Source organism: Microlunatus phosphovorus NM-1 (assembly GCF_000270245.1).
Taxonomy (GTDB): Bacteria; Actinomycetota; Actinomycetes; order Propionibacteriales; family Propionibacteriaceae; genus Microlunatus; species Microlunatus phosphovorus.
This window is the reverse complement of sequence record NC_015635.1, coordinates 3833938-3860168: the sequence shown is the minus strand read 5'-3', so window position 1 is coordinate 3860168 and position 26231 is coordinate 3833938. Positions and strand designations below refer to the sequence as shown.

Sequence of the window (26231 nt, the reverse complement as noted above, 5' to 3'; positions counted from 1 at the left end):
GGCGTTGACCTGACTGATGACGCGAGGTGGGGAGACGGCGTCATCGTGCAGCAGGAGGTCTCATACCCCCGCCGTACCGTCACCCTCGAGCAGGCGCGCGCCGACCTTGGGCTGCTCGGCACGGGAGACTCAGGCAACGACCGGTGACCTGCCTTCTGACAGTTCCATTCGGGACTGGTCTGGACTAGCGTCAATCTCGAGCGAGCTGGTCCTGATCGAGGCAGCAACGCTCCCCGAGATGCGCACCCGCAGGGGTGCCACACCGGCGGCAGAGGGGAACCGATCATGCGCAAGGTTGTCCACTTCGAGATCCCGGCAGACGATCTCGAACGGGCGAAGAGTTTCTACGGATCGATCTTCGGGTGGGACCTTCAGACGATGTCGATGCCCGGCGGTGACTACACGGTCGTCAAGACCACCCCGGTGGATGAGCAGACGCAGCTGCCCTCCGAGCCTGGAGCGATCAACGGCGGGATGATGCAGCGGGACGATCGCATCCCGTCGCCGGTGATCACGATCGATGTCGATGCGATTGATGACGCGCTAGCGGAGATCGAGGCACGTGGCGGCACGGTCGTCACGCCGAGGACAGCGCTCCCGGGCATGGGTGTGTTCGCCTATTTCACCGACCCCGAGGGAAATGTGCTGGGCCTGTGGGAGACGACGTGAACTGAAGTCGGGGCGAGCGAGGGCTCGCGCTGGCGATCGATCCTGCTGGCTGAAGATTCTGACTGCCGAATGCGCTCGAGTACGCGGTTGCTGTTCTTGATGCGGAGAGCGACTTGCCGCTTGCCCGTGGGGCATGAAGTTGCTGCTCGATCAGAACTTCTCGTGTGGGCGGGCCATGATCGACCGAGGTTGAATCCGTCACGGGCGTTGCGCACCGACCCACGCGAAGTTGTCGTGTTGTGATTCCTTTCCGCATGCCGCAACAACTTCGCACAGGTAGGGCGGTATCGGCCGAGCCCGCTGGTATCGATGAAGACCCGCTGCAGGCGAGGCTGCCGGTTACTCTCCGACTGCGGCGCGCAGCGCTCGGCGGCGACATCCACGACATCCACGACGTCCTGGACGCGGATGCGGCGGTGGCGACTGTTGGGCAGCCCACGGAAGGCGAGTACGCCGTCTTCGCAGAGCCGGTCAACGAACTGGTGGGTGACTCCGAGGATGTCGGCGGCCTGCGCAGGGTGATTTGCCACCGCTGTTCCTGAGCCGACGATCTGTCAGACCGCGATCACACGACGGATCGCATAGAGCGCCGCTGGCCCGGCACTTCGCTCAAGTGTCGCGAGGATGTCTGTTTCGGACTTGGGGGAGCGTCGCACAGTCCTCGCGTGTGCGGCTCGCAGTTCGTTGGGGAAGTGGTCGGCGAGACGGGCAAGGAGTTCACCTGCCGTGAGCAGTTCGATCCCGTGATCGAACATCCAGTCTGCTGGGAAGTGCTTGATGTTGTCTGTCAGAAGGATGTCGGCGTCAGCCGAGAGGGCGGCGGCGAGTACGTGGCGATCGCCTGCGTCCATCTCGACGGCGTTGGCGATGGCGACGTCGGCTGGGCTGATGTCGATGAGCGCGTACTCGATGAAGCTGTTCATCAACTCTTCGAGCCGCGTCGTTGCGTTGCGATCGAGTCCGAGTTCCGTGCGGAGATTCCTCGACATCTCATCGAGGATCTGCTGGCTCCAGTGGATCTCGATGGCGCCGGCGTCGGCGACGTAGAGGAAGTAGTCGCGCAGGGTTCGCGAGAACAGGATGTTCGCGTCGGCGAGGACGACGGAGATCGTCAATCGACCAGACCGATCTGGTTGGAGAACTCCGCGAGCGCCTTCGCGGCCTTGTCGCGGCGCGCCTGGCGTGCTCGTTGGAAGCTGAGGATTGCCTCGGCAGGGATGCGGTGGTGAGTGCCGACCTTCACGTGGTCGATCTCCCCGGCTTCGATGAGCTTCATCAACGTCGGGCGGGACAGGCCGAGCATGGTCGCCGCCTCAGTGGTCGTGAACACCTCCTTGATCGGAATCACGACCGCGCCCGTCGTGCGCTCCGCATCCAGCAACGCGAGCACCTTCTCGGCACTCTTTCGAGGCAGGCTCAGCGTGATCCTTACGTCCTCTGCCGAACTGTCCAGGGCAGCGCGGAGCGTCTGGACATCGTCGTCAAGCAACTCCGACACACTTCCTCCTACATGAGGCGGGTGAATCAACTGCTCCAACTGTAACTCGCTTCACGGGAGCGCCGAGCGAAGCGAGTGCATCCCGGATGCTCAAGACGTAGAGCACCGGCCAGGTCTGGCCGGCGTAGTCGGAGACTCTGTTGGCAGCGAGATCCGACGACGCGGCTACTTGCGTACGTAGATCTCGACTTTGGAACCGCAACGCGCTTCACTGGCGAACATCTCTGCGGAGAGGGCGAAGACTCGACCGCGCTTCACCTTCTTGGTCTTGCTGCGATGGGTCTTGCCCGGTTTGAAGCCAGCCTTCTTGATGATCTTCTTGGTCTGCTTGACCGTCTTGTTCTTGACTGTCTTCGACTTCGGGACGACGCAGCGAGTGGAGGGGACCTTGGAAGTCAGGTTCCACGACACCTTCACGGTGTAGTTGTCGCTTTTCAGGGTCTTTGACGATTGGGAGACCCAGCGTGATCCGACCTTCTTGAAGTTGATCCACTCCGGCGATACGACAACTTTAGGATCGGAGTTGTTCACCATCCAGGAACTGAATAGGCCCTTGCGCGAGGGGTTGAACTGGTCCTGTTTGTCGATGACGTCATAAGTCTCATCGAAGCCGCCGCAGTCGCCGCCGTAGGTGACGATGGCCATGGACCGTGAGTCGTAGAGTCCGGCATATGCCTTGGCTTTCCAGACAGCTGATCGCGGCTGGGCGAGGAGAACGACACACCAACCACCGGCGGATCCCCGCCGATCCACCCGGTGATCGTTCGGTTGCGATGACAGATCGTGTCATCTGGGGTCGGCCACGTTTCCTCGTGGGTGTAGTTGATCGACTTTATGGTCGCATCCACCGACGACATTTCGCTGGACGTGCCGGAATACACCCATTGCATCGGTCCGGGGAGCGCCAACACCATGGAGGCGCGGTGATGGAGCGTATTGTCGCCCGACGCGTAGTCGGCAGTCTCGGTGACAGTTATCGTTCCGGCGACATCCACGGCCGACTTGGCCGCCTGTGCCTCAGGTGCGGTGACCGCGATCAACGCTGGTGCCAGGAGTGCGGCGACTGTCAATCCGAAGATCGTACGTTTCATCTTGTCCTCCCCGAGAGTCACCCGCGCCTCGGAACCGATAGCCCAAACCAGCCGAGACGATGAGCCTCATCGTAGGGAGTCCACACTGGGCCGTGGGTCGAAATCGAGAAGCCGAGAGTTGCGATGTCCTGCGAGATTATCGATAGCCGGCCTATCTGTGGGTCGGACAGGGTCGAACAGGAAATCAGGCGGGATCAGACAGGGTCGGCGTCGAGTTCCCGTCGACCGACGGTCCAGGCGGACCACAGGCGGTGATAGATGCCACCGCGGGCGACCAGTTGGTCGTGCGTGCCCCGTTCGACGATCTTGCCGCCGTCCATCACGAGGATGCTGTCGGCCTGGGATGCCTGGTCGAGACGGTGCGCCACCACCAGCGCCGATCGGCCCTGGGTCACCTCGTCGGCGGCATCCTCCAAGGCTCCGGCACCCGCCGAGCCCGCCTCGGCGGTGGCTTCGTCCATGACGACGATCGCCGGGTCGAGGAGCAGGATGCGGGCCAGCGCCAGTTGCTGCGCGGCTACCGGTTCCAGTTGGAGACCACGAGAGCCGACCACGGTGTCGAGACCCGAGGGGAGGCGATCGAACCACGAGTGGGCGTGAACCCGGTCGAGCGCCGAATGCATTTCCGAGTCGGTGGCGTCAGGTTTGGCCAGCGTCAGGTCCTGGCGCAGGGTGCCGGAGAAGACATGCACCTCCTGGCTGACCGTGGCGATCCGGGCGATGCGCTCGCTGTCGGAGAGTCTGGACACCGGATACCCGTCGACGAGCACCTCGCCCGCGTCGGGCACGCGCAGGCCTGCCAACAACGCTGCCACCGTGGTCTTTCCGGCACCTGATGCCCCGACGATGGCGATGGTCTCGCCTGGGTTGATGGTGAGGTCGACGTTGCGGACGGCCCAGCCGCTGCCGTAGCTGAAGCTGACATCGCGCAGCTCGACGCGCCCGACCGGAGCGTCGGCGCCGCAGTCGGGCACTGGTACCGGCGGATCGGCCACCACGCCGACGATCCGGGCGAGCGAGGCGTACCCGGATTGGATGACGTCGAGCACCCGCATCAGCGTGTTGATCGGACCGCTCAGCCGGATGATCATCAGCACTGCACCGGTCACCGCGCCCACGGTGAGGGCGCCGGTGGACACCAGGTAGTACCCGACCCCCAAGGTCATGGTCAGCATCAGGAACTCGATGCCCAGCATCCAGCTGTTGAGCACGAGCATGGTGGTGCGGGCCGTGATGCCCAGGCGGACGACGCTCCACGAGGCGTTCTCGATCTCGGTGTGCATCCGGTTCTCCATCGAGTACGCGCGGACTGTCGCACGACCGCGGATGGCCTCGAGCACCCGCCGAGCCCGCTCGGCCATCGCGGCCCGTTCGGCGGCATAACGCTTCGGGGCCCGAGCGAGGTACATCCGCGCAGCCAGGTAGTACACCGGCACGACCACGATCGGGATGACGATGAAGTGCCAGTCCAGCGCCGACAGCGCGACCACGGTGGCTGCGATCGAGAACAGCGAGGTGGACAGCGTGGGCAGGGTCTCGGTCACGGCGGCGGAGAGCTCCGCGACGTCATCGGTGGACCGGCTGACCAGGTCGCCGGTGCCGGCGTCCTCGACTTGATGGGTGGGAAGTCCCAGGGCGGTGCCGACCATGTCCTGGCGCAAGTTGGCGATCACGCGCTCGGACAGCCGCGACACCAGATAGAAGCCGACTGCGCTCATAGCCGCGCCGGCGACGGAGGCGACGACCAACTCGGCACCGATCCGCCACATGGCCTGGACCGCACCGTCACCAGTGACCAGGTCGACGATCTGTCCCATCAACTGCGGCACCAGCACGGTGGCGTACGAGCCCAGACCCAGCAGCGCCACCGCCAGCAGAAACCACCACCTCGCCCGGGGGATCGTGCTCAGCTGCCGCGCCAACTCGCGCCGGACCTGACCGACGGTGGCCAGCGGGAATCGCAATCCGGGATCCGCAGCGGGGGAAGGGACGCTGCCCGCGGTCGTCCTACTCATCCGGCGATCTCCCCGTCGAACCCGGCGGTGAGGGCAAGCAGGTCGGCGACGCTCACATGGTTGGTCGCCACCGCGTGCCAGGCAGGCGCCTCGCTGAACACGAGAGTGATCTTGTCGGCCCGTTGCCGCGACAGCCGATCGGCGATGTTCTGTTCGGTCACCGAGTCCACGGCCGTGGTCGGATCCTGCAGGACGAGGACCTCGGGATCGAACGCGACGGCACGGGCCAGTGCCACTCGCTGCCGCTGACCGCCGGAGAGCATGCGGCCACCTTCGCCCACGCGTTGCTGCGAGCCCGCGGGGATGTCGTCGCAGCAGGCGACGCGGAGAGCCTGCTCGGCGACGGCCAGGTCGGGGTACACATTGTCGGCAACGCTGCCGTCGAACAGGTCGGCGGCGTGCGGGGCGACGATGACCCGGGTCCGGGGCAACGCCTCGAGCCGGGCGACCAACTCGTGGTCGACACCGCGTACGACGGTGAGCCCGGTGGGCAGCGCGTCGATGAAGCGGCTGGTCCGCTCCGCGTCGACCTCCGAGGTGTGCTCGAAGCCGGCACCGAGGACCTCACGGATCCGCAGCCCGGACGCCTCCGCCGAGGCCCAGCGCGAGGCGAGGTTCTTGCCGAGCATCGTCATCGGGGTGATCAAGAACTGGGTCAGGCCCACGACGGTGATGAGCTGACCGATCGTTACGAGCCCATGGAACGCCAGTACACCCGCGGCGATGCCGAGAGCGGAAACGAAGATCGCCCCAGTGGCGTCGGTGGCGCCGTTGAGGCGCGCCTCGGCTGCGTTGGCCTCGACCGTCCTGGCGTACGCAACCCCGGACTCCTCCTCGTAGCGACCGCGGACGGTGAGGATCGCGCCCAGCCCTTTGAGGATCCGCAGTCCTTGGACCACATCCGCGGCGGTGGCGGCAGTCTGGGCGAGGGCCTGCTGGCGGACGACCGACCGGCGCTGCAGCGGGCGGCCGACTCGCAGGGCCACGATCACCAGCATCGGTCCGCCGACGAGGACGGCGAGACTGAGCCAGGGATTGATGGTGTACATCATGATCGCGCCGTAGGTGATCGAGGCCGCCTCGGCGACCGGCATCACCGTCATCATCACGATCTCGCCCACCCGCTGAGTGTCGGCGGAGGCGACCAGCAGCAGACCACCCGGCGTACGCTCCCGGCCCGCGAATCCGCGCGGATCCTGGATCCGGTCGGTGACCATGGTGCGCAGGTCGTGGCTGACCAACTGCTGGCTGCGGACCAGCATGAAGCGCGCGATCCAGTTCACTCCGACGGCGACCAGGTACAGGCCCGCCAGCACCAGGATCCAGAATCCCAATCGCTGCCACGACGGCGTCGCGATGGCCTCGTCCACGGCGTGTCCCACCACCACCGGCGTCAGACCGTTGCGCACGAACGCCGCTGCCATCGCGATGGAGGCGACGAAGCTCCACGGACGCTGCGAGAGGGCCACCTTGAGCGTCCATCGCTTGGCGTCCAGCGCGGGCAGCTTGGATCGTCGTCCGCCTGGACCGGGCAAGGCGGCATAGTCGGCTGCGCTCTCCGGCGCCCAGTTCCGAGTCATATCGGTCACGCGTCGTCGCCCATCCGCAGCAGGTCGGCCAATCGGCGCAGCGCGGGTGTCGCGGCGGTCAGGGCCGAGCGGTCGCTCTGATCGAGTTCGGCCCAGACGGACGAGAGCACTTCGGCGCGTCCGCGATGGAACGCATCCTGCACCTGACGGGCCCGCTCGGTGATCGTCAGCAGCACCGAACGTCGGTCGGACGCCGACCGCTCTCGGGCGACAAGACCGGCGGCCTCCAGATCGCGGAGCAGATTGCTGACCGTCGGTCGCGCCAGATCCAGCCGTTGGGCCAGCTCGGCGGGCGTCACCGACGGGTGGGCTCGGAGAGTGTGCAGCACTGCGACCTGTGCCTCCGGCAGTGCTGGCAGTCCTTGCTGTGCTCGGGTGGCCGCGACGGTCGCCCGGTTCACGGCACGTACCGCATCAGCCACGGCGAGGGCTTGCTCCGTCGTACTGCTCATGCCCTCGAGTATCTTAGTTTTGATACAAAACTACAAGCGGAGCGAGGTGTCCGAGCGCGGCGGGCGGATGGTTCGTCCTGACCGACCGGCGGGCAGCCGGTTCCGGCGTTGCTACCTGTCCTGCGTTGACCGATGGGACGGCTGAGCCGTCGGGAGCGCGATCGATCCGAGGACGCGGAGCTTCTCGGCGCTCTCGGTGCCGGGTTGGGCATGGTAGGCGACGAGCATGAGTCCGTCGGTGCCGCTGATGCCGAGCTTCTCGCGGTCCAGGTGGATGGTGCCGACTTGTGGGTGGGCGAAAGTGACGGCGGCCCCGCTGCGTGGGGCGACGTCGTGGCGTGCCCAGAGCTGTCGGAACAGCGGACTCGCCAGGGAGAGCTCACCGACCAGCTCGATGAACCGTGGGTCGTCGATGTCGGTACCGACGGATTGGCGGAAGCCCGCGATGATTGCGCCGGCCGCTCGCTCACCGTGGATGAACAGCGCCTGCTCTTCGGGGTCGAGGAAGACGTCGCGCAGTCGGTTTCTGCCGGTCCGCAGCCGCGGCGAGAGTGCGGCCGCGAGCGGGTTGGCGACCAGGACGTCCAGATAGCGACCCTCGACGAAAGCGGGCACCGGCAGCTCGGCGACAAAGCGCGTCGTGCTCGGCGGAACGGTCTCGCGGCGCGCCCGTCGGTTCCACCGGCGCGGGTGCTCGGTCGCGAGACTCAGGAGGTAGGAGTCGTCGTCGAGCTGCAGTACGCGGCCGATGGCCTGCAGCACTTGGGTTGACGGGTTGCGATCACGGCCTTGTTCGAGGCGGAGGTAGTACTCGGCGCTGATGCCCGCGAGCATCGCGACTTCCTCGCGACGCAGACCCGAGACTCGACGCTGCCCCACGACCGGGATGCCGACCTGGTCGGGCGTGACGAGTTCGCGCCGCGCCCGCAGGTATTCCCCGAGCAGGGACGGTTCGGTCGGCATATCTCCACGGTAGGCGACCGGGCGTTGGGCCTGGGTGTCCCTCTCGCTACCAGGATCGTCGCTACCGGAACCGGCGCCACTAGGACCATGAGGGATCTTGGCCGGAGCTCGTCTCGTACGCACGATCAGGGCATGACCGATTCTCTCGTCCTTGTCACCGGCGGCTCCGGCTTCATCGCCGGCCATTGCATCCTCCAGCTTCTCGACCGTGGCTATCGGGTACGCGCGACAATCCGCAGCTTGGCCAAAGAGGGGAGTGTGCGCGAGGTCTTGGCCCGTGCCGGGATGACCCGCGGCGACGCACTCGAGTTCGTGGCCGCCGACCTCACGCGCGACGATGGCTGGGCGGACGCGGTCGCCGGCGTCGACGCGGTGCTCCATGTCGCCTCTCCGGTGCTGCCCGGCAAGGTGGCCGACGAGGAGGAGATCATCGGCCCGGCGCGCGACGGCACCCTGCGGGTGTTGCGCGCGGCGAGCGATGCCGGCGTGCGGCGGGTGGTGCTGACTTCGGCGTTCCATGCGGTCGGCTTCGGCCATCCGCATGCGCACGACCGATTCACCGAGGATGACTGGTCGCCGGTCGATGGTCCCGGGGTTGATGCGTACGGGCGCAGCAAGATCTTGTCCGAGCGCGCCGCCTGGGAGTTCGTCGCCTCCGAGGGGCGAGGCATCGAGCTTGTCGTGCTGCTGCCGGTAGCGGTGATGGGTCCCCTGATGGGCAGCGAGATCTCCGGATCCAACCAGCTCATCCAACGCTTGCTGACCGGCGCGATCCCCGCACTGCCGCGCCTGTCCATCCCGATCGTCGACGTACGTGATGTCGCCGCCGCCCATGTCGCCGCGATCGACGCTCCGGAGGCGGCGGGGCAGCGGATTCTGCTGGCCAGTGGGGAACCCGCCATCGCGATGAGTGCCATCGCCGCCACGCTGGGTGACCACCTCGGCGAGGCGGCCGCCAAGGTGCCGACCCGGCGACTAGCCGACTTCGTCGTACGCGTCGGCGCCCTGGTCAACGCCGAGCTCCGCACCAGTGCGGCCGAGCTCGGGTTGGTCAAGCACGTCTCGATCGACAAGGCCCGCCGGATCCTCGGCTTCGCACCTCGCCCTTCCGAGGAGGCGATCGCCGCCGCTGGAAGGAGCCTGGTCGCGGCCGGCCTCGTCTCCTGACTTGTCGCTGACTGGACCGTCGGCTAGTCCGCAGTCACCAACTCGCCGCGGCGACGCGACAGGTAGGCGCGCTCGGCGGTGTTGTCGCAGACGGCGAGGGCAGCGTCGTAGGCGTCCCGGGCGTCGGCGCTGCGGCCGAGCCGGCGGAGCAGGTCGGCCCGGGTCGCGTGGAAGGCGTGGTACGACGACAGCGCCGGCGCGGCCCTGAGCAGCGCATCGACCTGGCTCAGCGCGACCTCCGGCCCGTCCAGCTCGGCGATCGCAACTGCCCGATTGAGGGCGACGATCGGCGAGCGGTCGAGGCGGACGAGCTGGTCGTAGAGTGCCACCACCTGCGACCAGTCGGTGGCGTCGGCGGTCGGGGCGTCGGTGTGCACGGCGTTGATCGCGGCCAGCACCTGATAGCGACCCGGCCGGTTGATCGCCAGGCACTCGCGGACCAGGGCGTGACCCTCGGCGATGAGTCCGCGATCCCAGCCGCCGCGGTCCTGGTCGTCGAGGCGGACCAGTTCTCCGGCGCGGACCCGGGCCTCACGCCGGGCCTCGGTGAGCAGCAGCAGCGCCAGCAGCCCGGTCGCCTCGGGCTCGTCGGGCATCAGCCCGTGCAGGATCCGGGCGAGCCGGATCGCCTCTGCGGTGAGTTCGGCGCGTACCGGTTCGCCGTCGCCGCTGGCGAGATATCCCTCGTTGAAGACAAGGAAGAGCACCGCCAGCACGGCCGCCACCCGGGCCGGCAGATCCTCGGCGGCCGGCACCCGGTAGGGGATCCGCGCAGCGGCGATCTTCTTCTTCGCGCGGGTGATCCGCTGCGCCATCGTGGTCTCCGGCACGAGGAACGCCTGAGCGATCTCGGCCACGGTCAGTCCGCCGAGCAGCCGCAGCGTCAGCGCGATCCGGGCCTCCGGTGCCAGCGCCGGGTGGCAACAGGTGAACATCAGCCGGAGTCGGTCGTCAGGCTGGTCCTCGAAGACCCCCAGCGATTCGTGAGGGCTGTCGTCGTACATCTCGGCGGCCTGTCGGTGCTTGTCGTCCCGCAACTTCTCCCGGCGGAGGCGGTCGATGGCCCGGTTGCCGGCGGTGGTGGTGAGCCACGCGCCGGGATTGGGCGGTACGCCGCTCGTAGGCCACTTCTCCAGCGCCGTGATGAGCGCCTCGCCGGCCGCCTCCTCGGCGATGTCGATGTCGCCGAAGCGGCGGACCAGCGAGGCGATCAGGCGGCCGTACTCCTCGCGGAAGACCCGCTCGATCGCCGCCCCGCTCGTCGTGCTCGCTGGGGAGTCTCGGGAGCCGGCGCCGGACAAGGTCACGTCCTCAGGCGGGTTCGGCCTGGAACGGCCGGACCTCGACCGTGCCCTGGCAGGCCTTGGACCCCTCGGCCGCCCACCTCAGCGCCGCGTCGAGATCAGGAACCTCGATGATCCAGAAACCACCGATGTGCTCCTTGGTCTCCAGATAGGGGCCGTCGGTGATGACTGGGCTGTCTCCCGTGCCGTCGACCACAGTCGCGGTGCTGGCCGATTCCAGCCCGCCGGCGAACACCCAGATGCCGGCCTCGCGCACCTTGTCGTTGAAGACGCCCACCGCGGCGTACATCTCCTGCACGGACGCGGGGTCGATCTCGGCGTAGCCCTCATCGCTGCCGTGAACGGAAAGCAGGTACTGCGTCATGTCGGTCTCCTCTTTGGGGAGCGGTCCCGATGACCGCTTCTCACCCACGCTACGAACAGGCTGGGCCGGATACGACAGCCCGGGTCGGAGAAAGTTCTCGCGCGCTTCATCGCGGCCCCGCAGTGATCTAGCGGGGATACTGAAGTGAGTGCTCACTCACTGGTGCGCCAGGGTTGCTTCGATTGCGTTGAAACCACCCCAGCGCACCAGTGGATGAGCCCTGCCACCCACCACACTCGCATTCCGTCAGCGGCCACGAGCGCTGGGGGGGCTCAGAGCTCGTCGTCATCGTGGAAGTCGGCTCGGTCGAAGGGTTCGGTGCGGCCGGCGGCGATGGTGTGGAGGCCCGGGGCGCCGCGGAAGATGTCGGCGACGAGGATGTGCTTGCAAGGACCGCGGGAGGTGCCGTATTGGGCGATCCAGGGGCAGGTGCAGGTCGCGCTGAGTCCGTGGCCGCGAACGCGGTGCCGGCTGTCGCCATGCCTGACCTCGATGACGTCGTCGGACGCGGCCGCCATGGTGACGGATCCATCGGCGACGAGTTTCCGAGCGGCGATCAGGCGCGGATTCAGAGCCTCAGCCCCCTCGATGGTCCACGGGAGTTGACGGTGGAAGTAGCCGCCCAGGGCGGCGTCGTAGCCGACTGTCCCGCTGGCGGCGAGGGCTGTCAGGGCGCCGCGGACTTGTCCGTCTGACAGACTCAAGCGAGTGGCCAACTCCACAGGGTAGAGAAGCTCGCCCTGGTGATCCTCGTCGAGATAGTGGGCCAGGAATTCCACGGACGCAGGTGAATCCTGACCGGCGAGTTGGTGCAGGAGACCGCCCTCACCGGAGAATCCACGCGCGGGAGTAGGGCTCAGTGCGCAGCTGAGTCTCCCGTCGGCCAGATCCAGCTGCCACAGGGAGACGCCCGATCCGACGCCGCTGGCACCGTCGTCTGGACCGTAGATCGTGACCGACGTGGCATAACGGAGCAGCGGCTCGATCATCCGGAGCCGGCTGGGTCCGCCAAGGGGGACGGTGCGCGGGCCGGATGTGCCCGTGAGACCAAGTCCGCGACCGCCGATCGAGACGAAGAGCGCCGATCGGCCGCCGTCGTTGCGGGGGAGTGCCCGCCAGAACCTGCGCGCCTCGGCGCTGCTGACCTGGGCACGTGGTGTGAGGCCGGCGCCGATGGCTTGGGCTTCGGCGAAGCCACGTACCCATCGTTGCGGCAGCGCTGTCTTGGATTCGGAGACCGTAAGGTCGAACGTGGTGAAGGTGACCGCCTCGTCAGCTTCGTCGCTGATGCGCAGGTGGAGTGGATCGATGCCCTGGACGCCGGCGAGGGCTACCCGGGTCGGTCCGGTCAGATCGATGTTCGTACTGCCGTGCCGCAGCGGTGGACTGTCGATACCGTCAGCCGTCACGTCGTAGCGCAGCGCCATTCCGCAGCAGGCGGAGAAGCTCTCGAACCTCAGCTGGTCGCGGGAGGTCGTCACAACCGGATCGGACGACGCGATCTTGGCGGCAACCATGCCCGGTGGGAGATAGAAACGGTGCCGCGCGACCCGGCCCAGCAGCAGTAGCGCCGCCGCTGTCTGCGTGGGATGGCTCAGATAGCCGCCGAACAGCAGTCGTTGGTCGGGCGACGTGCCACGATCGGGAACCTGGGCGAGGTCGATGATCAGGTTCGACGGACCCGGCCTGGCATCGGTGGACACTCGCCCAGTATCGGCGGAACGGGCCCACGCGGGGCGGGTTGTTGGGAAGATGGCGCGGTGGATCACTGCGGACCGCGCCACCTGCAACTGGCTGATCTGCGCCAGATCCCCAGAGGCGTGATCGGCGGCCTGATCGTTGAGCTGGCCGAGCCGGTGCGCGCCGCTCGCTACCAGGAAAGGTGGGAACGCAACCTCGCCCTATGGGAGGCTGTGGGTGATGGGCTGCGTGCCGCTGTCGACGGCCGGACGCCGGTGACCAAGGTCGACCGGCTGCCGTCCTGGCTGTTGCCGGCGTTGGAAGTGCGGCTTTGTGACCATGACGCGAACCGGCTGGGTGACGACTTCGTCGTGATCCGGATGCTCGAGCTGCTGGGGTTGGCGGACTTCGAGCCGGACGACGACTACGTGCTGTCGATGCTGACCGGGTTGGTGTCGGCGTGGTCGCGGATCGGCAGCATTCAGGGCGAGCCGGTCTGGTGGTTCCGGCAGGACCCGGAGCTGATCGAGCGGGCCTACTGGCGCGCCTACGAGATCGAGGGCCAGGGTGTTGTCTCTCTGCGCATCGGCACCAGCCAGGGCTCAACCAGCAACTGGCGTACCGCGACCAAGAAGATGATCGAGCAAGGCATGATCGCCCGAAGCCGGGTGATCGAGGCCTGCCTGGCCGCCCTTGATCGGGACTTCTCCTCAGCCGCATCGCAGTGGTTTGTCGACATGCTGAATGACCTGGACCTGACGAGCGAGGAGCTTGCCGCCCTGCAACCAGCGCTGAGGCGCCAGCTCCAGCACCATGCCCCGGGCGCGGTGAAGAATGCGCTCACCTGGTTGAAGCGTCTCGACCAGGATGGTCTCCTTGACGACGAGTCCACCGCCCCGGCGCTGGAGGCCGCGCTGCTCGCTCCGACGAAGGTCACCGCGATGGCTGGGCTGCGACTGCTGAGCCGGATCCAGACCCGTACGTCCTCCGCCGATGTGGTCACCGCGGCCCGGGCCGGTCTCAGTCATCGACACACCGATGTCCAACGGGCGGCGGCCCGGCTCATGATCGCCGCCGGAGCCTCCGATCAGCTTCTCGCCGACGCCGATCTCCTCGAGCCTAGCGTCCGACGTGAGCTCGGGATTCAGCCTGGCTCGCCCCCGCCGGGATCCGGCAGCCACGACGAGTGCGGCGACGTACGCGAGACCACCGACGGCAACGGCAGGGACGCGCCACGTCCTCCCGCGACCCAACGCGATGTGGCTGAACGGCTGGCCGCACTCCTCGAACACGCGGACGACCCCTTCGAGCTGGAGCTCGTCCTCGACCGGTTGGCCCAGCTTGGCCGGACTGAGCTCCTCCGCCCCCTCGCGAAACGCGCTCAGACGATCGTGACGGCCAACGTGTTCCACCGGCTTGAGCAGCAGCTGGCCGCCCTCGTGCTGGCCTCGATCGGATCGCCGGTCAGCCCGACCGTCGCGAGCTCGCCGTGGGCCCGGTTTCTGCATCGTCGGCTGAGCGATGTCGAGCGGAGCCTCAACGGCACGGACGCTCCTGGATTCCGCTTGGCCACACCGACCGATCCGGGGGGTTGGCTCGATCCGGTCGAGTTCGTTCATCGAGCCCGTCAGGTTGATCTCACCGCACGCCGCACGGACCTGATCGCGGCGTTGCTTCGGCTCGGGCCGACCGGCCGGGGCGAGGCGTTGCGGCTCTGGGAGAAGATCGCATCCGCGGTCGACCCGCAGCTCGATCAGGTGGTCCTGTACGCACTCGGGGGAGTATTCGCACCGGACATCAAGCTGAGTGATCGAGCCCTGGGTGATTCGGTGCTGAGTGATCGGGCGCTGTGGGTTGGCGCGTCACGTGCTCGGTCGCCCCTCGCCGACGATCCGTTCCTGATCGAGGACGGCTTGGGCGGTGCTGGCCAGGGCCGTGCCCTCGACCCCACCGTGTCGCTCGTCGCGAACCCACGTTGGCGACCGTCCCGCAGGGATGACGAGGACGAGCTGCATCTCCTGGTGACCTACGCACACGCGTGTACGCCGGCCTCGTTCTCCGCTTCCGGTCGAGACTCATGGTGGACCAGGAAGAAGCCGTGGGATATCGACCAGCCATCCGCGTCCGCCGATGTCAGCAGTGTCTGGGAGAGTTTCGAATGGCTCGACAACATCTGGTTGTCGTGGCACGGACTCATTTGGCCCGCCGACGCCGAGCACTACGCCGGCGTTGTCGTCGCGCCGATGTACATCGCGCGCCACTGGACCACTCCCGATTCAACGACACGCGACGCCCTCGCCGGGCTCCGCCGTCACCCGGGCAGGTTCGGTCCCACCGCCGCTACGACAGTGGCCCTCGCCATGACCAATGGCACTGTCGAAGGACGCGTACACGCCGGGGATGCCGTCGTCGATCTCGTTTCTCGGCAACGCATCAGCATGGACGACCTAGCCGCCGCGCTCGAGCGAACCGCGCCGGTCGCCATCCTCAGTCGCTGGGCCAATACCCTTCAGCACGTCGCCGCGGCCGGCCGACCCGAGATCGTGATCCGACTCTTGAGCCGGGTACTCCCACTGCTTCCGCGCGATCAGCATGGCCTCCACAGCCTGCTCGACCTGCTCCACCAAGAAGCGCTCCGTACGAACATCGCGGTCGACGAGCCGGCCCTGCGCACATACCTCTCACAGTTCAGCGGCAGCAGCAAAGCAGCCAGATCAGCTCGCGCCATCCTCGCCCTCTAGGGTTGTTCGCTCCACGATCTCAACGAGGTGAGGTATGTCGAGTGGCGATGTTCGCACCGAGATCCGACGGCGATACGCCGCAGCTGCCCGTGTGGTGCTGGGCGGTTTGGGTCCGACCTGGTCGTCGACGCCCAGCCCGGACCCTCTCAGCCTGTTCCTGGAGGAGGGCCCCACGTTCGGGTCCTGTCACTACTCAGCGGCCGAACTGGCAACGATTCCGGCGGCGGCGGTGCGGGCGAGCCTCGGCTGCGGCAGCCCGACAACTGGTGCGCCGCTCGCAGCTGGACAGATAGTTCTGGACATCGGGTGCGGCGGTGGGATCGACTCGATCCTTGCCGCCAAGATGGTGGAGCCGGACGGCCTGGTGATCGGGCTCGATATATCGGCCGAGATGGTCGAGCTAGCCCGTCGAAATGCCGCCGCAGCGCTAACCCGTAACGCGTTCTTCGTCACCGGCCTGATGGAAGAACTTCCCATCGCGAATCAGCTCACGGACGTCGTGATCGGCAACTCCGCGATCAACCTGTCGACTGCGAAGGAACGAACCCTGTCAGAGCTGTTCCGCGTGCTTGCCCCAGGCGGCAGGCTCCACATTGTCGACCTTGTTGCCGACGACAGTCTGTCGCCTGCCGATCGGATGGCTCGCGTGGTCGACACGAACGCCACCGCAGGACTGTTCTCGGTCTCGGAATACGACAACGCCCTGCGGAACGCAAACTTCTCCGAAGTCAGCATTGCGCCACATCACGAGGTTGCCGATCGCGTGATGGCCGCCCAGGTGACTGCCATCCGGGCATGACCATGTCGGGCCGATGAATATTCCGCTGTGTCGATGATTGCGGCATGATGAGCCCGTGACGGCCAGGCGAGCGGTGCAGCAGCCATCGGTCGACGTGCTCTACGTTGCAGCCCTCGACGAGGATGAACTCGAGGTTGCGAAGGCGATAGCCGGTGGCCCCTTTCTGGGCCATCCGGGTGTAGCGAACTGGATCGAACACGATGTTGATGATGCGACGCCTTATGAGCGTGGTGACTTCGACCTCGCAGACGGATCGAGTTTCTCGGTGGCCATCACGTCCCAGCTTCGGATGGGTGCCGAGTCGGCCTCGCGCACATTGGCAACCCTGATCGAACGATTGCATCCGCGCTGCCTCGCCATGTCTGGAGTATGCGCCGGTCGGCCTGGCTCTGCAGCGCTCGGTGACGTGATCGTTGCAGAGACGGCCTACTTCGCCGCGGAGGGTAAGAAGGTCGCTGACGGACTTCGACCAGATATCCGCACCCAGTCGATGCCGGTGAAGTGGCTGCTTGCGGCGAAGCGGATGCGTGCCGCTGGGTTGCCTTCGTATGCCGAGCCCACGTCTCGAGACTCTGAGGACTGGTTCTTGGAGACGCTGTTGCGGGGTTCGGATCCTCAGGATCAGCCGGAACGCGGCACCTATATCGGCGCCCATCAGTGGACGCGATTCGTTGAGGAACTCATCGCGAAGGGTCTGATCAGGAGGAACGCCAAGCATCGACCGGTGCTCACACCTGAAGGTCGCCGACAGGCTGGCGCTCGCCGGTACGACAACCCGGACGGGCCGTTGAACCTCCCGTTCGCCATCCGGGTCGGCCCTGTGACCAGCGAGCCCTGGGTGGATGCGAGCAATCCCTGGGAGGTCGTGACGACAAGCGGTGTCCGCACGGTGATCGGTCTCGAGATGGAGGCCGCGTCGGTCGCCGCATCCGCGTGGGCGCTCGACGTGACCAACTGGGTTGTGGCCAAGGGGGTGATGGATCACGCCGACGGGAGCAAGAACGACAGCTACAAGGGTTTCGCCGCCCGGGCTTCGGCGGAGGTGGTCTGGGGCTTCCTGATCGATCGTCGGCTGAAGGAGCCTGTGTCGATTCTGTCCGGGACAGACGACCAGGCAGCCTTCCACTCAGCTGGACCGAAGGCGTCGGATCCAGTCCTTCCGCCCAGCAACTTGAAGCGACGCGGCAACTCCTTTGTCGACCGAGTGACTGAGCAGAATGAGTGTTCGGGACTGTTGCGGGACGGGTCGACGAGACTTATCACGATCTTCGGTCCGCCGGGCGCTGGCAAGACCCGATTGGCGTTGGAGGTTGGCACAAATCTGCGGGAGTTCTTCGATGACCACGTGTACGTCGTCGACTTGTCAAGCGTTGCCGACCCCGACTTGTTGTTCGCCAGCATCACGGAGGTCTTGAAGGTAGACGCCGGAGATCCCCTGATCGACGCTCTACGAGAGGTCTTTCGCGGCGTACCCAGTCTGCTGATATTGGAGAACTTCGAGCGGGTCGGTCGTGCGGCAACCCGTGTCTCGGATTTGTTGGCAGTGGCCCCGGAACTCCGGATCATGGTGACGAGCGACGCTCCCTTGGACCTCACTACGGAACGACGATTGGAGGCTCGCCGACTCGCCGGCGGGGACGGTCTCGAGTTGTTCCTGGACCGGGCCCAGCAGGAGGTAGACGATCCAGGCATACGTCAAGACATCATCGAGCTGACCGAGAGCTTGATGGGCCTACCGCTGGCGATCGAGCTGGTCGCAGCCAGGGCGAGGACATCGTCGGTAGCAGAGCTCCGAAAGCTGCTCCGGTCTCCGGACTTCATCCGGCTCGAGAATCTGATGCAGGATGTCCCCGATCGTCAAAGATCACTGCAACGGGCGATCGGTTGGAGTTTCGACCTGCTCGAGCCTGCACAGCAGAAGGTGTTCCTGCGACTCTCGGTTTTCGAAGGGAGCTGGACCGAGCGTGCAGGGGCGGCTCTCGTCGGAGATCTGGTGGACAGCCGGCTGGCTATCGAATGGATGCAACCGCTCCTCGACCGAAGGTTCGTGGTGCGTGACGAGGAACGAGCATCGGATCGGCAACCGCGCTATTCGATCTTCTTCGCCATGCGCGACTATGGCCGGCACCGGCTCGCGCAAGACGTCGAGCACGAGCGTCGGGTCCGGGCTATGCACGCAGACTTCTATCGAGACCTCGTCGAGGGCCAGGGCGAACGCATGGCTGGCCGTGATCGTCGGGATGCGCTGGAGGAGTTGTCGCTTGACCACGAAAACATTCATGCGGCTCTGAGGTTTTTCGTCGAGACCGCCGATCGCCATTCCGCACTACGGGTCGCCACAATGCTCGATGGCTACTGGTGGTCACGTAACTATGCAGAGGGGTACGCGCACCTACAAACCGTCCTGGGGCTCGGGCAGCCAGCTGTCGGATCAGAAGGAGCGGAGCGACTGCTGTGGGGAAAAGTGTGTCTCGCCGCAGGCAAGTTGGCGATCCGGCAGTTCGATCTCGAGGAGGCCAGTTCGCTGTTCACCGCCGCAGCGGACGCGGGCCGGGCCGAATTTGATAGCGGCCTGCTGGCGTTGAGTCTGGAGCGGGGAGCGCTTGTCGACCTCGAACTCAATCGCTATGAACAGGCATACGCGGCCTTAACGGAGGCTCAGACGATCTACGAGACCCTTGGTGGTCGGACACGTGCCGAAGGCATGGCCGATTGTGAGGATGGTCTCGGACTCGTGGCCAGCGAGCGTCGCGACTATGCGGCGGCCGATGCTCACTTCGAGCGCGCCCTTGGATTCTATGCGGAGTACTCCGACCCGCAGCTGTCAGCATGGGTGCGCAGCGATCAGTCGCAGGTTGCGTACCTGAACGGCGATCCCTTGATGGCCCGGGTTCACGCCGAGTACGCGCAGCACGTCGGAAGAGCGTACGAAGACTTGGGTTTGCTTACGTGGTCGGCGAACAGCTTGGGGCACATCGCAGCCTTTCAGGGCGATCTCGACGCGGCGCGGAATCATTTCGTCGAGAGCATGACGTTGGCCATGCTGCAGGGGAATCTGCGTCCGAGGCTGCGGGCGCTGGAGGGACTTGCCGTGGTCGCGGCTCGGTCGCAGCAGGACGAGTCGGCTCTCATCCTGCTGTCGGCCGTCGACCGCGAACGCAAGCATCGTGGGCTGCCCCGTGCGGTCAGCGAGACGCAATTGATCGGATCGGCGCTAGCGTCTTCCCGGTCACGGCTATCCGAGTTGGAGATCAAGCGAGCCGCAGACATCGGCATGTTGACGAGCTTGGATCAAGCCACCGAGCTTGCGCGGGAGGTATAGCCGCCCGCGCGTAGCGCTCATCTGCCCGACGAACTGGGATCGGCTGCAGCTTCCGCGGATTCGCGAGAAGCTGAGTCGCAAGATTGAGCTGATTCCATTCGGGCCTGACGCCGAAGCCGATCCGGGGTCGTTTGACGCCGGGCAGTTCTTGGATCAGGCCATCGGCGAACTGACTCGGATGCGGGTGAGCGGCGTGGTCAGTTCCAGCGACTACCCCGGCTGCTTGGTCGCGGCCGTCGTCGCCGAACGGATGGGGCTGCCAGGCCCGCCTCCGGAGGCGCTTCTCCGTGCGACCCACAAGTACGTGGCACGAGAGATTATGGCCGTCAGCGTGCCGGAGGCAACTCCCGGGTTTCACCTGGTTGATCCGGCGACCGTCGACGCGACGGCCACGACGCTGAGCTACCCGGCGTTCGTCAAACCGGTGAAATCGTGGTTCTCGCAGCTTGCTCAGCGGGTCGACTCTGCTGCGGAGCTGATCGACTATGCGCGGTCACCCGAGGTGGTACGCCATTTACGCCATTTCGTCCGCCCTCTGAATCAGATTCTGGCTGGTTACCCAGAGTTCACCCTGGACGGGGCTCATGTCTTGGTGGAGGATCTCCTGGTGGGATCACAAGTCACGCTCGAGGGATATGTCTTCGACGGTAAGATGACTGTTCTCAGCATTACCGACTCCGAGATGTATCCGGGGACAGAGAGCTTCTCTCGGTTCGTGATGCCATCGGTGGTCACTGCCCAGCAGGCGGACGCCATGGCGAGGCTGAGCGAGCGAGTTGTTCGTGGGCTCGGGTTGTCGCACGGGCTATTCAACATCGAGTTCATCTACAATCCTGCGGACGGCAGCTGTTTCATCATCGAGATCAATCCGAGGATGTGTGGGCAATTCGCCGACATGACCGAGCAGATCACCGGGGTCAACACCTACGAGGTTCTGTTTGCTCTGGGCCTGGGAGACCAACCGCCGCCGGTCTGTGGGTCCGAGGTCGAGACTGTGGCGGCAAGTTACCCACTTCGCCGGTTTGCCGATGGGCGTGTTGCCGCTGCTCCGAGTGAAACAGATATCTCTCGCTTGCGGCGATCATCCCCGGCCACGCTGATAAGCGTCTACTACGAAGCGGGAGATCTGCTATCCAGTAGGCCAAAGCACTTCGACGGTGCCAGTTATCGCTACGCTTGCGTCAATCTGGCCGCGGCGGATCGAGAGAAGTTGGATCCCCTGGTACGGGAGATGACGCGACTGTTGGGCGTCGTGATCACCGAACCTTGAGCCGCTGCGGAATGGTCTCTCGACGCTGTGCGACATCAACTGCTGCGCTGGCGTACGCGGAGCCAGGTCAGGACGGCCAGCACTCGGCGGTGCCCGTCGTCGCTGTCGGTCAGTCCGAGTTTGCCCATGATGTTGCTGACGTGGGTCTCGACCGTGCGGTCGGTGAGCCACAGCCGGCGGGCAATCCCGGCGTTGGTCCGGCCCTCGGCTATCAGGGCCATGACCTCTCGTTCCCGTGGTGTGAGGGTGGCGAGCGGGTCGTGCTCGGTGCGGGGGCCGAGCAGGGTGGCGACCACTTCGGGGTCGAGGGCGGAGCCGCCGGCAGCCACCCGGCGCAAAGCGTCCAGGAAGTCGTCGACGTCGAACACCCGGTCCTTCAGCAGATAGCCGAAGTGGCCGCGTCGGACCAGATCGATGGAGTGCCGGGTCTCGACGTGTTGACTGAGCATCACGATCGGCAGGTCCGGCATCCGGTTCCGCAGGTCCCGGGCGGCCCGGGCGCCGTCGTCGGTCCTGTCCGGCGGCATCCGTACGTCGATCACGACCAGGTCCGGATGCTCGCGCTCGACGGCTGTGATCAGGCTTGGGGCGTCGGGAGCGCGGCCCACGACCAGGTGCCCGGCGTCCTCGAGCAGCCGGGCCAGTCCCTCCCGGAACAGCGCCGAGTCCTCCCCGATCACGATGCGCATCGTGGTTCCTCGGCCTCGTTCGGTGGCGCCACCGAGCGCAGGTTCGGGAGCGCGACCGGCAGCATTGCTCGTACCTGGGTGCCGCGACCAGCCGCGCTGTCCACCTCCAGCGATCCACCCATGGCTGCGACCCGATCGGCCAACCCCGACCGCAGCCCCAGGTGGGCACCGCCTCGCCCGTCGTCGCTGACACAGACGAGGATCCGGTCGTCGCGCCGGACGACTTGCAGCACGATCCGCGTTGCCTCGGCGTGCTTGATGGCGTTGGTGATCGCCTCGCTGGCCACGTAGTACGCCGTGGTGGCTACCGTGTCGGGCAACGAGACGTCGTCCACGTCCAGCTCGACGGCGAGCGGCACCGAGCGGACGAGGTTGGACAACGCGGCCGGCAGACCGTCGTCGAGACTGCTCGGCCTCAGTCCGTGGGCGATCTGGCGGAGCTCGGCGACGGCGGCCGCGAGCTCGGCCACGCTGTCGTCCACCAGTTGGTCGACGTTCACCGTGCCGTCGGCGAGGTGCCGCTGGGCGAGCCGCAGGGCCATCCCGAGCGACACGAGGCGTTGCTGCGCACCGTCGTGCAGGTCGCGTTCGAACCGCCGCCGCTCCGCGTACCCGATCTCCACCAGGCGAGTCCGACTCGACTCCGCCTCGCGCAGCGCCGCGGCGACCTGCGCGCGCAACCGGACCACCTCGACCAGGGTGGTGATGCGGGCCGCCGCCTCGCGCAGCAGTTCGGTCGACGCCGGCCCCTCACCCGGGACGAGGATCCCGATGAGCTGGTGATCGGTCGACACCGGCACCGCCTGGTCGGCCGGCACCGGCGACGCGGCCGCGTCCAGATAGCTGTCGGAGCCCGGCGTCCGGTAGCCCACCCGCAACGCCGGGTCCCGGAGTGCCTGGCGGAGAACGTCCTGGAGCGCCTCGGGACGTGCCCGCCCGGCGCTGACATCGCCGTCGAACCGGTCCAGCGACTGCCGCAAACCCCGTCGTAGCGGATACATCCGGGCATCGACGAACCGCTGGGAGGTCTTCCGCACGGGCCAGAGCAACAGCGCGGCGGCGGCCGTCGCGACCGCCACCCGGACAGTGGAGTCACCGCCGACCAGCGCGCCGGTGATGGTCGACGCCGCCGCATAGACGCCCAGCAGCGCCGCGGTGACCATGCCCCAGGCGACCGCGGAGGCCAACGCCCGGTCGACGTCGTACAGGTCGTAGCGCAGCACAGCGATGCCGATTCCCACCGGCGTCGCCACCAGCGAGGCGATCCCGACGGCACCGCTGACCCAGAGCGGTCGGCCCCAGACGAGGATCTCGACCAGGCACAGCAGGGGATAGAGCGGTACGCCGAGCCCGGCGAGCGCCAGCCATTTGAGCTGCAGTCGCTGGATCCGGTCGGCCCGCCGATAGCGCAGCAGCAGCGACACCGTGGCGGCTACGAACAGCCCGAGCATCACGACGAACGGTCCCAGCGATACCGCATCCACCCAAGGCGGTGGCGGTCCGAACGGGCGCTCCAGCCGGTCGAGGGGAGGCCGGAACGCGGTCGCTTCCACCGCCCCGTACGCCTGGACCACGGCGACGCAGCAGAGCAGCACCGGCGGCACCCACCGCCAACGAGGCGACGGCAACCGTCCGTCGGGGAAGTGGAGCAGCAGCAGGGCGAAGGCGGCCAGGACCCACCAGCTGTTCTCGGCGGTGACGGCCACCAGCCAGGCCCAACGATCTGGCTCGCCCGACCTGGCGAGCCAGATCAGCCAGAGTTCCTTGACGACCACCTGGGCGACCGTCAAGGACAACAGTCCGAGCAGTACGCCGACGACGGCGCCGTCAGGTCGCCGAACCATCAGCAGCGACAACGCACTCGACGGCAGCACGACGGCGACAGCGATCCCCAGCTGCGCCCAGGCGGTGGTGCCGGCCAGGCTTGCCGCGAACGCTACCGACGCGGTCAGGGCCACCGCGGAGAGCGCGGCGAACCCGATCGTGAGGACCCGCGACCACCGCATACCAGCCCTTCGCATATCAGCCCCCCGCATATCTGCACTGTAAGGAGGACATCGCCCCGGTGGCCTCCGTACCAGCACGGGGATCGATCGGGTGCTCGCTCCGATGTGGTCGCAGCCTGCGATTTCTAGTGTCTTTTGCAACGAATCCTTAGCGTCCAGGAGGCCGCCATGACCGCCACACCCACCACCACCCAAGCTGACGGATCCACCGTGCTCGCCGATGGCACCGACCCCGCGCGGGCCCGACGCCGGGTCGCCGCCGTCGGCCTCGGTCTCGGCGCCCTGACCATCGCCGGCCTCCTCGTCACGACGCCGTGGGGGGAGCGCAACGCGACCAGCTACGACGAGATCGCCCCGGTGCGCGACGCGGCCTGGGCCGGGATGCTCGCCGACGGCATCGCATTTGCCGTCGTCGGACTGCTGTTCTCGATGACGGTCCTGTCCCTGGTCCGAGGCCGAGGTCGCGTGCCGGCCCTGGTCGGTGCGATCGTCACCTCACTGGGCGGTCTGCTCTTCGCCATGGGCAGCTTCGCCTTCGCTTCTCTCGCCTGGTACGCCACCTCGTCGGCCATCCCGGTCGACGCCGGCAAAGCGTTGATGGCGTACGCCGCAGAGAACCCGCAGCATGGTTTCGTGCCGGCCATGGTCGGCTTCCTGCTCTTCACGGTCGGATCGCTGCTGCTGGCCGCCTCGCTACTGCGCAGCCGGGCCGTGCCGCTCGCCGCCGTGATCGTGTTCGCCGTCTTGACCCTCTCGCAGTTCGCCGGGGTCGAAGGTCGCGGTCTGGACTTCGTGCAGATCGCCCTGATGCTGCTGCTGACCGGGCTGGCGGTCGTCGGCTTCCGCCGGTCCTGAAGCCGCGCGCGCTCTAAGAGCGGGAGGCGCTGCCCGAAGTCGGGCGAGCCGGTGCTCGAGCAAGGCTGCGCGGTCGGCATTCTGGTGCAACGCCACATAGCGCGCGCCGAACACCCAGAGGAGGGCGTCATCGAGGCGGCGTACGGCACCGGGCGGGTGCCGGTAGTCCATCTGCGCGGCGATCGCGGCCTCATCGGCCTCGCGGAGCACGTCTCCCAGCTCGACCAGCGAGGTGACGCCGAGCTCGAGCAGGATGTCGGCGATCCAGCTGTAGTGCTCGGCACGCGACCAGCCGGCCTCCGAGTACTGCCCGGCGAGGTACGCCGCCAGCTCGCGCGGGTCGAGCCGCGGATCGTCTCCGATCGTCTCGTTGACTTCGGGTGCCACGCCCCGGAGTCGCTCTCGGATCTTGGAGAACTCGTGGTCAGCCAGTTCGAGCAGCCCGGCGGCGAGGGTGAAACGGCGGTCGAACTCGCCGACGTGCTCGGCCGGCACGGTTCCTTTGTAGCGGATGTCGTGCTCGAACTCGGCCCACGCATGCTGCAGCACCGTGCGCACCTGGACCTGGGCCGCGTGCCCGCGCAGGTGGGCGAAGTCGGGATGGCTCTCCCGGGCCGGATCCAGGCCGATCATCAGGTGCCGACTGGCGTAGCCGAAGCGACCCTCGTTCGCAGTCTCCAGCCCCCAGTCCCGGTCGTCGTGCACGATCACCTGTTCGGCGAGGACATCGGCCACGGCGTCGACGTCGTCACGGACATAGGTGATCACCCGGACACCCAGCAGATCGGTGATCTGGGTCAGCGGGTCGCTGTAGAGAGGTGTTCCCAACTTCGTCCGTGCGGCCTTCTCGGCGAAGGACGGCACCGACTTGGTCCGTCCGGTCACTGACAGGTAGTTGATGCCGGCCTCGTCGAGCAGTCCCTGCACCAGGGCGACGGCCTCCTGTCCAGCTCGAGTGAGCTCGCTGTGCTGGGCGGCGTACGCCTGCACGGCGCGACGCACCACCTCGGCCCGGGCCGGGGGAATCTCGGCTCCGAGCGTCGGCGTGATGATGTAGCCGGTCTCCAGGTCGCCGTAACAGGTGGTCAGGTCGCGACGGTGGTGGACGAAGTGGGCAAGGTAGGCACAGAGCACGGCGTCGACCTGGTCCTCGACGTGGCGCAGCTCACTCTTCCGAGTGGCGTTCTCGACCTGATGACGTAGCCCGGCCCAGGTCTCCTCGGTCGAGACCACGCCAGCCACCAACGTCATCAGGCTCAGCAGCTCCGAGCGCAGCAGGTCCAGATCGCGACCAGGCTTGGCCTTGTAGCGCAAGACCTTCGGCAGTCCGAACAGCACGATCGTCGCCGGGTGCGGATAGACCTCGATCGCCCGTCGCCGCCGACCCGACCGCGGGTCGATGTCGAGGCCGAGCCGCTTGGCGACTCGCGCTGCCCGGGTGCCGTTCGCGAACTCGGGCTTGCCCGTGTTGGACGGGTGGGTGGCCGCGTCAAAGCGACGGAAGTCCTTGCTGAGCTGTTGCTCGGCCGGCCGCGACCCAGTGGCGTTGGTGACCACGATCGGGGCGTCGATCGCGGCGAGACAGTCATCCTCGGCGTATGCGGCCAGTGCGGCCACGATCTCGTCGTCGGTGCGCACGGCGCTCACCTCGAGCAATCGGGCGTCGTTGTCGATGACCGCGAGGCCGGTGGGTCGCTTGTCGCCCCAGGCGAGGTCGATACCGATGAAGTGCACGTCCACACCCTGCCGTATCAGCG

The 26231-nt window shown here is 66.8% G+C and carries 20 protein-coding genes; 7 read left to right on the top strand and 13 right to left on the bottom strand.

Annotated features, from left to right (window positions below):
* Positions 1-285: 285 nt before the first annotated feature.
* Positions 286-669, top strand: a complete 384-nt coding sequence (locus tag MLP_RS17240; protein WP_013864439.1) for a VOC family protein — start codon at positions 286-288, stop codon at positions 667-669.
* Positions 670-923: 254 nt separating this feature from the next.
* Complete coding sequence (locus tag MLP_RS17235) at positions 924-1211, top strand: hypothetical protein (RefSeq protein WP_013864438.1); 288 nt, start codon at positions 924-926, stop codon at positions 1209-1211.
* 12 nt (positions 1212-1223) lie between these two features.
* Here the strand turns inward: MLP_RS17235 and MLP_RS26585 are convergent, their stop codons facing one another.
* The 7 genes from MLP_RS26585 to MLP_RS17200 all read right to left on the bottom strand — a co-directional run bounded on the left by MLP_RS26585 (position 1224) and on the right by MLP_RS17200 (position 8277).
* Positions 1224-1784 carry a PIN domain-containing protein gene (locus tag MLP_RS26585; RefSeq protein ID WP_013864437.1) on the bottom strand — a complete coding sequence of 187 codons (561 nt, stop codon included), beginning with the start codon at positions 1782-1784 and terminating at the stop codon, positions 1224-1226.
* The gene (locus MLP_RS17225) at positions 1781-2167 is read right to left on the bottom strand and encodes a helix-turn-helix domain-containing protein (RefSeq protein WP_013864436.1); all 387 of its coding nucleotides are present in this window, start codon (positions 2165-2167) and stop codon (positions 1781-1783) included. The genes MLP_RS26585 and MLP_RS17225 overlap by 4 nt, the downstream gene beginning before the upstream one ends.
* Before the next feature lie 165 nt (positions 2168-2332).
* Entirely contained in the window at positions 2333-2812 is a 480-nt protein-coding gene (locus tag MLP_RS17220) for a hypothetical protein (RefSeq protein WP_156821196.1), read from the bottom strand.
* Positions 2813-3452: 640 nt separating this feature from the next.
* Positions 3453-5273 (bottom strand): ABC transporter ATP-binding protein, encoded by a 1821-nt coding sequence (locus MLP_RS17215; protein WP_049804579.1) that lies wholly within the window; start codon positions 5271-5273, stop codon positions 3453-3455.
* Positions 5270-6853 (bottom strand): ABC transporter transmembrane domain-containing protein, encoded by a 1584-nt coding sequence (locus MLP_RS17210; RefSeq protein ID WP_156821446.1) that lies wholly within the window; start codon positions 6851-6853, stop codon positions 5270-5272. The genes MLP_RS17215 and MLP_RS17210 overlap by 4 nt, the downstream gene beginning before the upstream one ends.
* Positions 6854-6858: 5 nt before the next feature.
* Positions 6859-7314, bottom strand: a complete 456-nt coding sequence (locus tag MLP_RS17205; protein WP_013864432.1) for a MarR family winged helix-turn-helix transcriptional regulator — start codon at positions 7312-7314, stop codon at positions 6859-6861.
* Between the two features lie 111 nt (positions 7315-7425).
* A complete protein-coding gene (locus MLP_RS17200) occupies positions 7426-8277 on the bottom strand; it encodes a helix-turn-helix domain-containing protein (RefSeq protein WP_013864431.1) in 852 nt (283 codons plus the stop codon).
* Positions 8278-8409: 132 nt separating this feature from the next.
* Between MLP_RS17200 and MLP_RS17195 the strand changes: the two genes are divergently transcribed.
* A complete protein-coding gene (locus MLP_RS17195; protein WP_013864430.1) occupies positions 8410-9444 on the top strand; it encodes an NAD-dependent epimerase/dehydratase family protein in 1035 nt (344 codons plus the stop codon).
* A gap of 23 nt (positions 9445-9467) precedes the next feature.
* Here the strand turns inward: MLP_RS17195 and MLP_RS17190 are convergent, their stop codons facing one another.
* From MLP_RS17190 to MLP_RS17180, 3 genes are all read right to left on the bottom strand, one after another.
* Entirely contained in the window at positions 9468-10751 is a 1284-nt protein-coding gene (locus MLP_RS17190) for an RNA polymerase sigma factor (protein ID WP_013864429.1), read from the bottom strand.
* Positions 10752-10755: 4 nt separating this feature from the next.
* On the bottom strand, positions 10756-11112 hold the full coding sequence (locus MLP_RS17185; RefSeq protein ID WP_013864428.1) for a YciI family protein: 357 nt from the start codon (positions 11110-11112) through the stop codon (positions 10756-10758).
* A gap of 272 nt (positions 11113-11384) precedes the next feature.
* Positions 11385-12815, bottom strand: coding sequence for a hypothetical protein (locus MLP_RS17180; protein WP_013864427.1), 1431 nt, complete (start codon positions 12813-12815; stop codon positions 11385-11387).
* Positions 12816-12872: 57 nt separating this feature from the next.
* Between MLP_RS17180 and MLP_RS17175 the strand changes: the two genes are divergently transcribed.
* From MLP_RS17175 to MLP_RS17160, 4 genes are all read left to right on the top strand, one after another.
* The gene (locus tag MLP_RS17175) at positions 12873-15533 is read left to right on the top strand and encodes a DUF6493 family protein (protein ID WP_013864426.1); all 2661 of its coding nucleotides are present in this window, start codon (positions 12873-12875) and stop codon (positions 15531-15533) included.
* Between the two features lie 34 nt (positions 15534-15567).
* Positions 15568-16332, top strand: a complete 765-nt coding sequence (locus MLP_RS17170; RefSeq protein WP_013864425.1) for a methyltransferase domain-containing protein — start codon at positions 15568-15570, stop codon at positions 16330-16332.
* A gap of 55 nt (positions 16333-16387) precedes the next feature.
* Positions 16388-19654, top strand: a complete 3267-nt coding sequence (locus tag MLP_RS26580; protein ID WP_013864424.1) for an AAA family ATPase — start codon at positions 16388-16390, stop codon at positions 19652-19654.
* A gap of 148 nt (positions 19655-19802) precedes the next feature.
* Positions 19803-20924: an ATP-grasp domain-containing protein gene (locus tag MLP_RS17160; RefSeq protein ID WP_013864423.1), complete on the top strand. Its 1122-nt coding sequence runs from the start codon at positions 19803-19805 to the stop codon at positions 20922-20924.
* A gap of 35 nt (positions 20925-20959) precedes the next feature.
* Here the strand turns inward: MLP_RS17160 and MLP_RS17155 are convergent, their stop codons facing one another.
* The 3 genes from MLP_RS17155 to MLP_RS17140 form a co-directional block, all read right to left on the bottom strand.
* Positions 20960-21613 carry a response regulator gene (locus MLP_RS17155; protein ID WP_013864422.1) on the bottom strand — a complete coding sequence of 218 codons (654 nt, stop codon included), beginning with the start codon at positions 21611-21613 and terminating at the stop codon, positions 20960-20962.
* Positions 21601-23619, bottom strand: coding sequence for a sensor histidine kinase (locus tag MLP_RS17150; RefSeq protein WP_013864421.1), 2019 nt, complete (start codon positions 23617-23619; stop codon positions 21601-21603). Before MLP_RS17150 ends, MLP_RS17155 begins: the two co-directional genes overlap by 13 nt.
* 693 nt (positions 23620-24312) lie before the next feature.
* Positions 24313-26208, bottom strand: a complete 1896-nt coding sequence (locus tag MLP_RS17140; RefSeq protein ID WP_156821194.1) for a DUF429 domain-containing protein — start codon at positions 26206-26208, stop codon at positions 24313-24315.
* Positions 26209-26231: the final 23 nt, after the last annotated feature.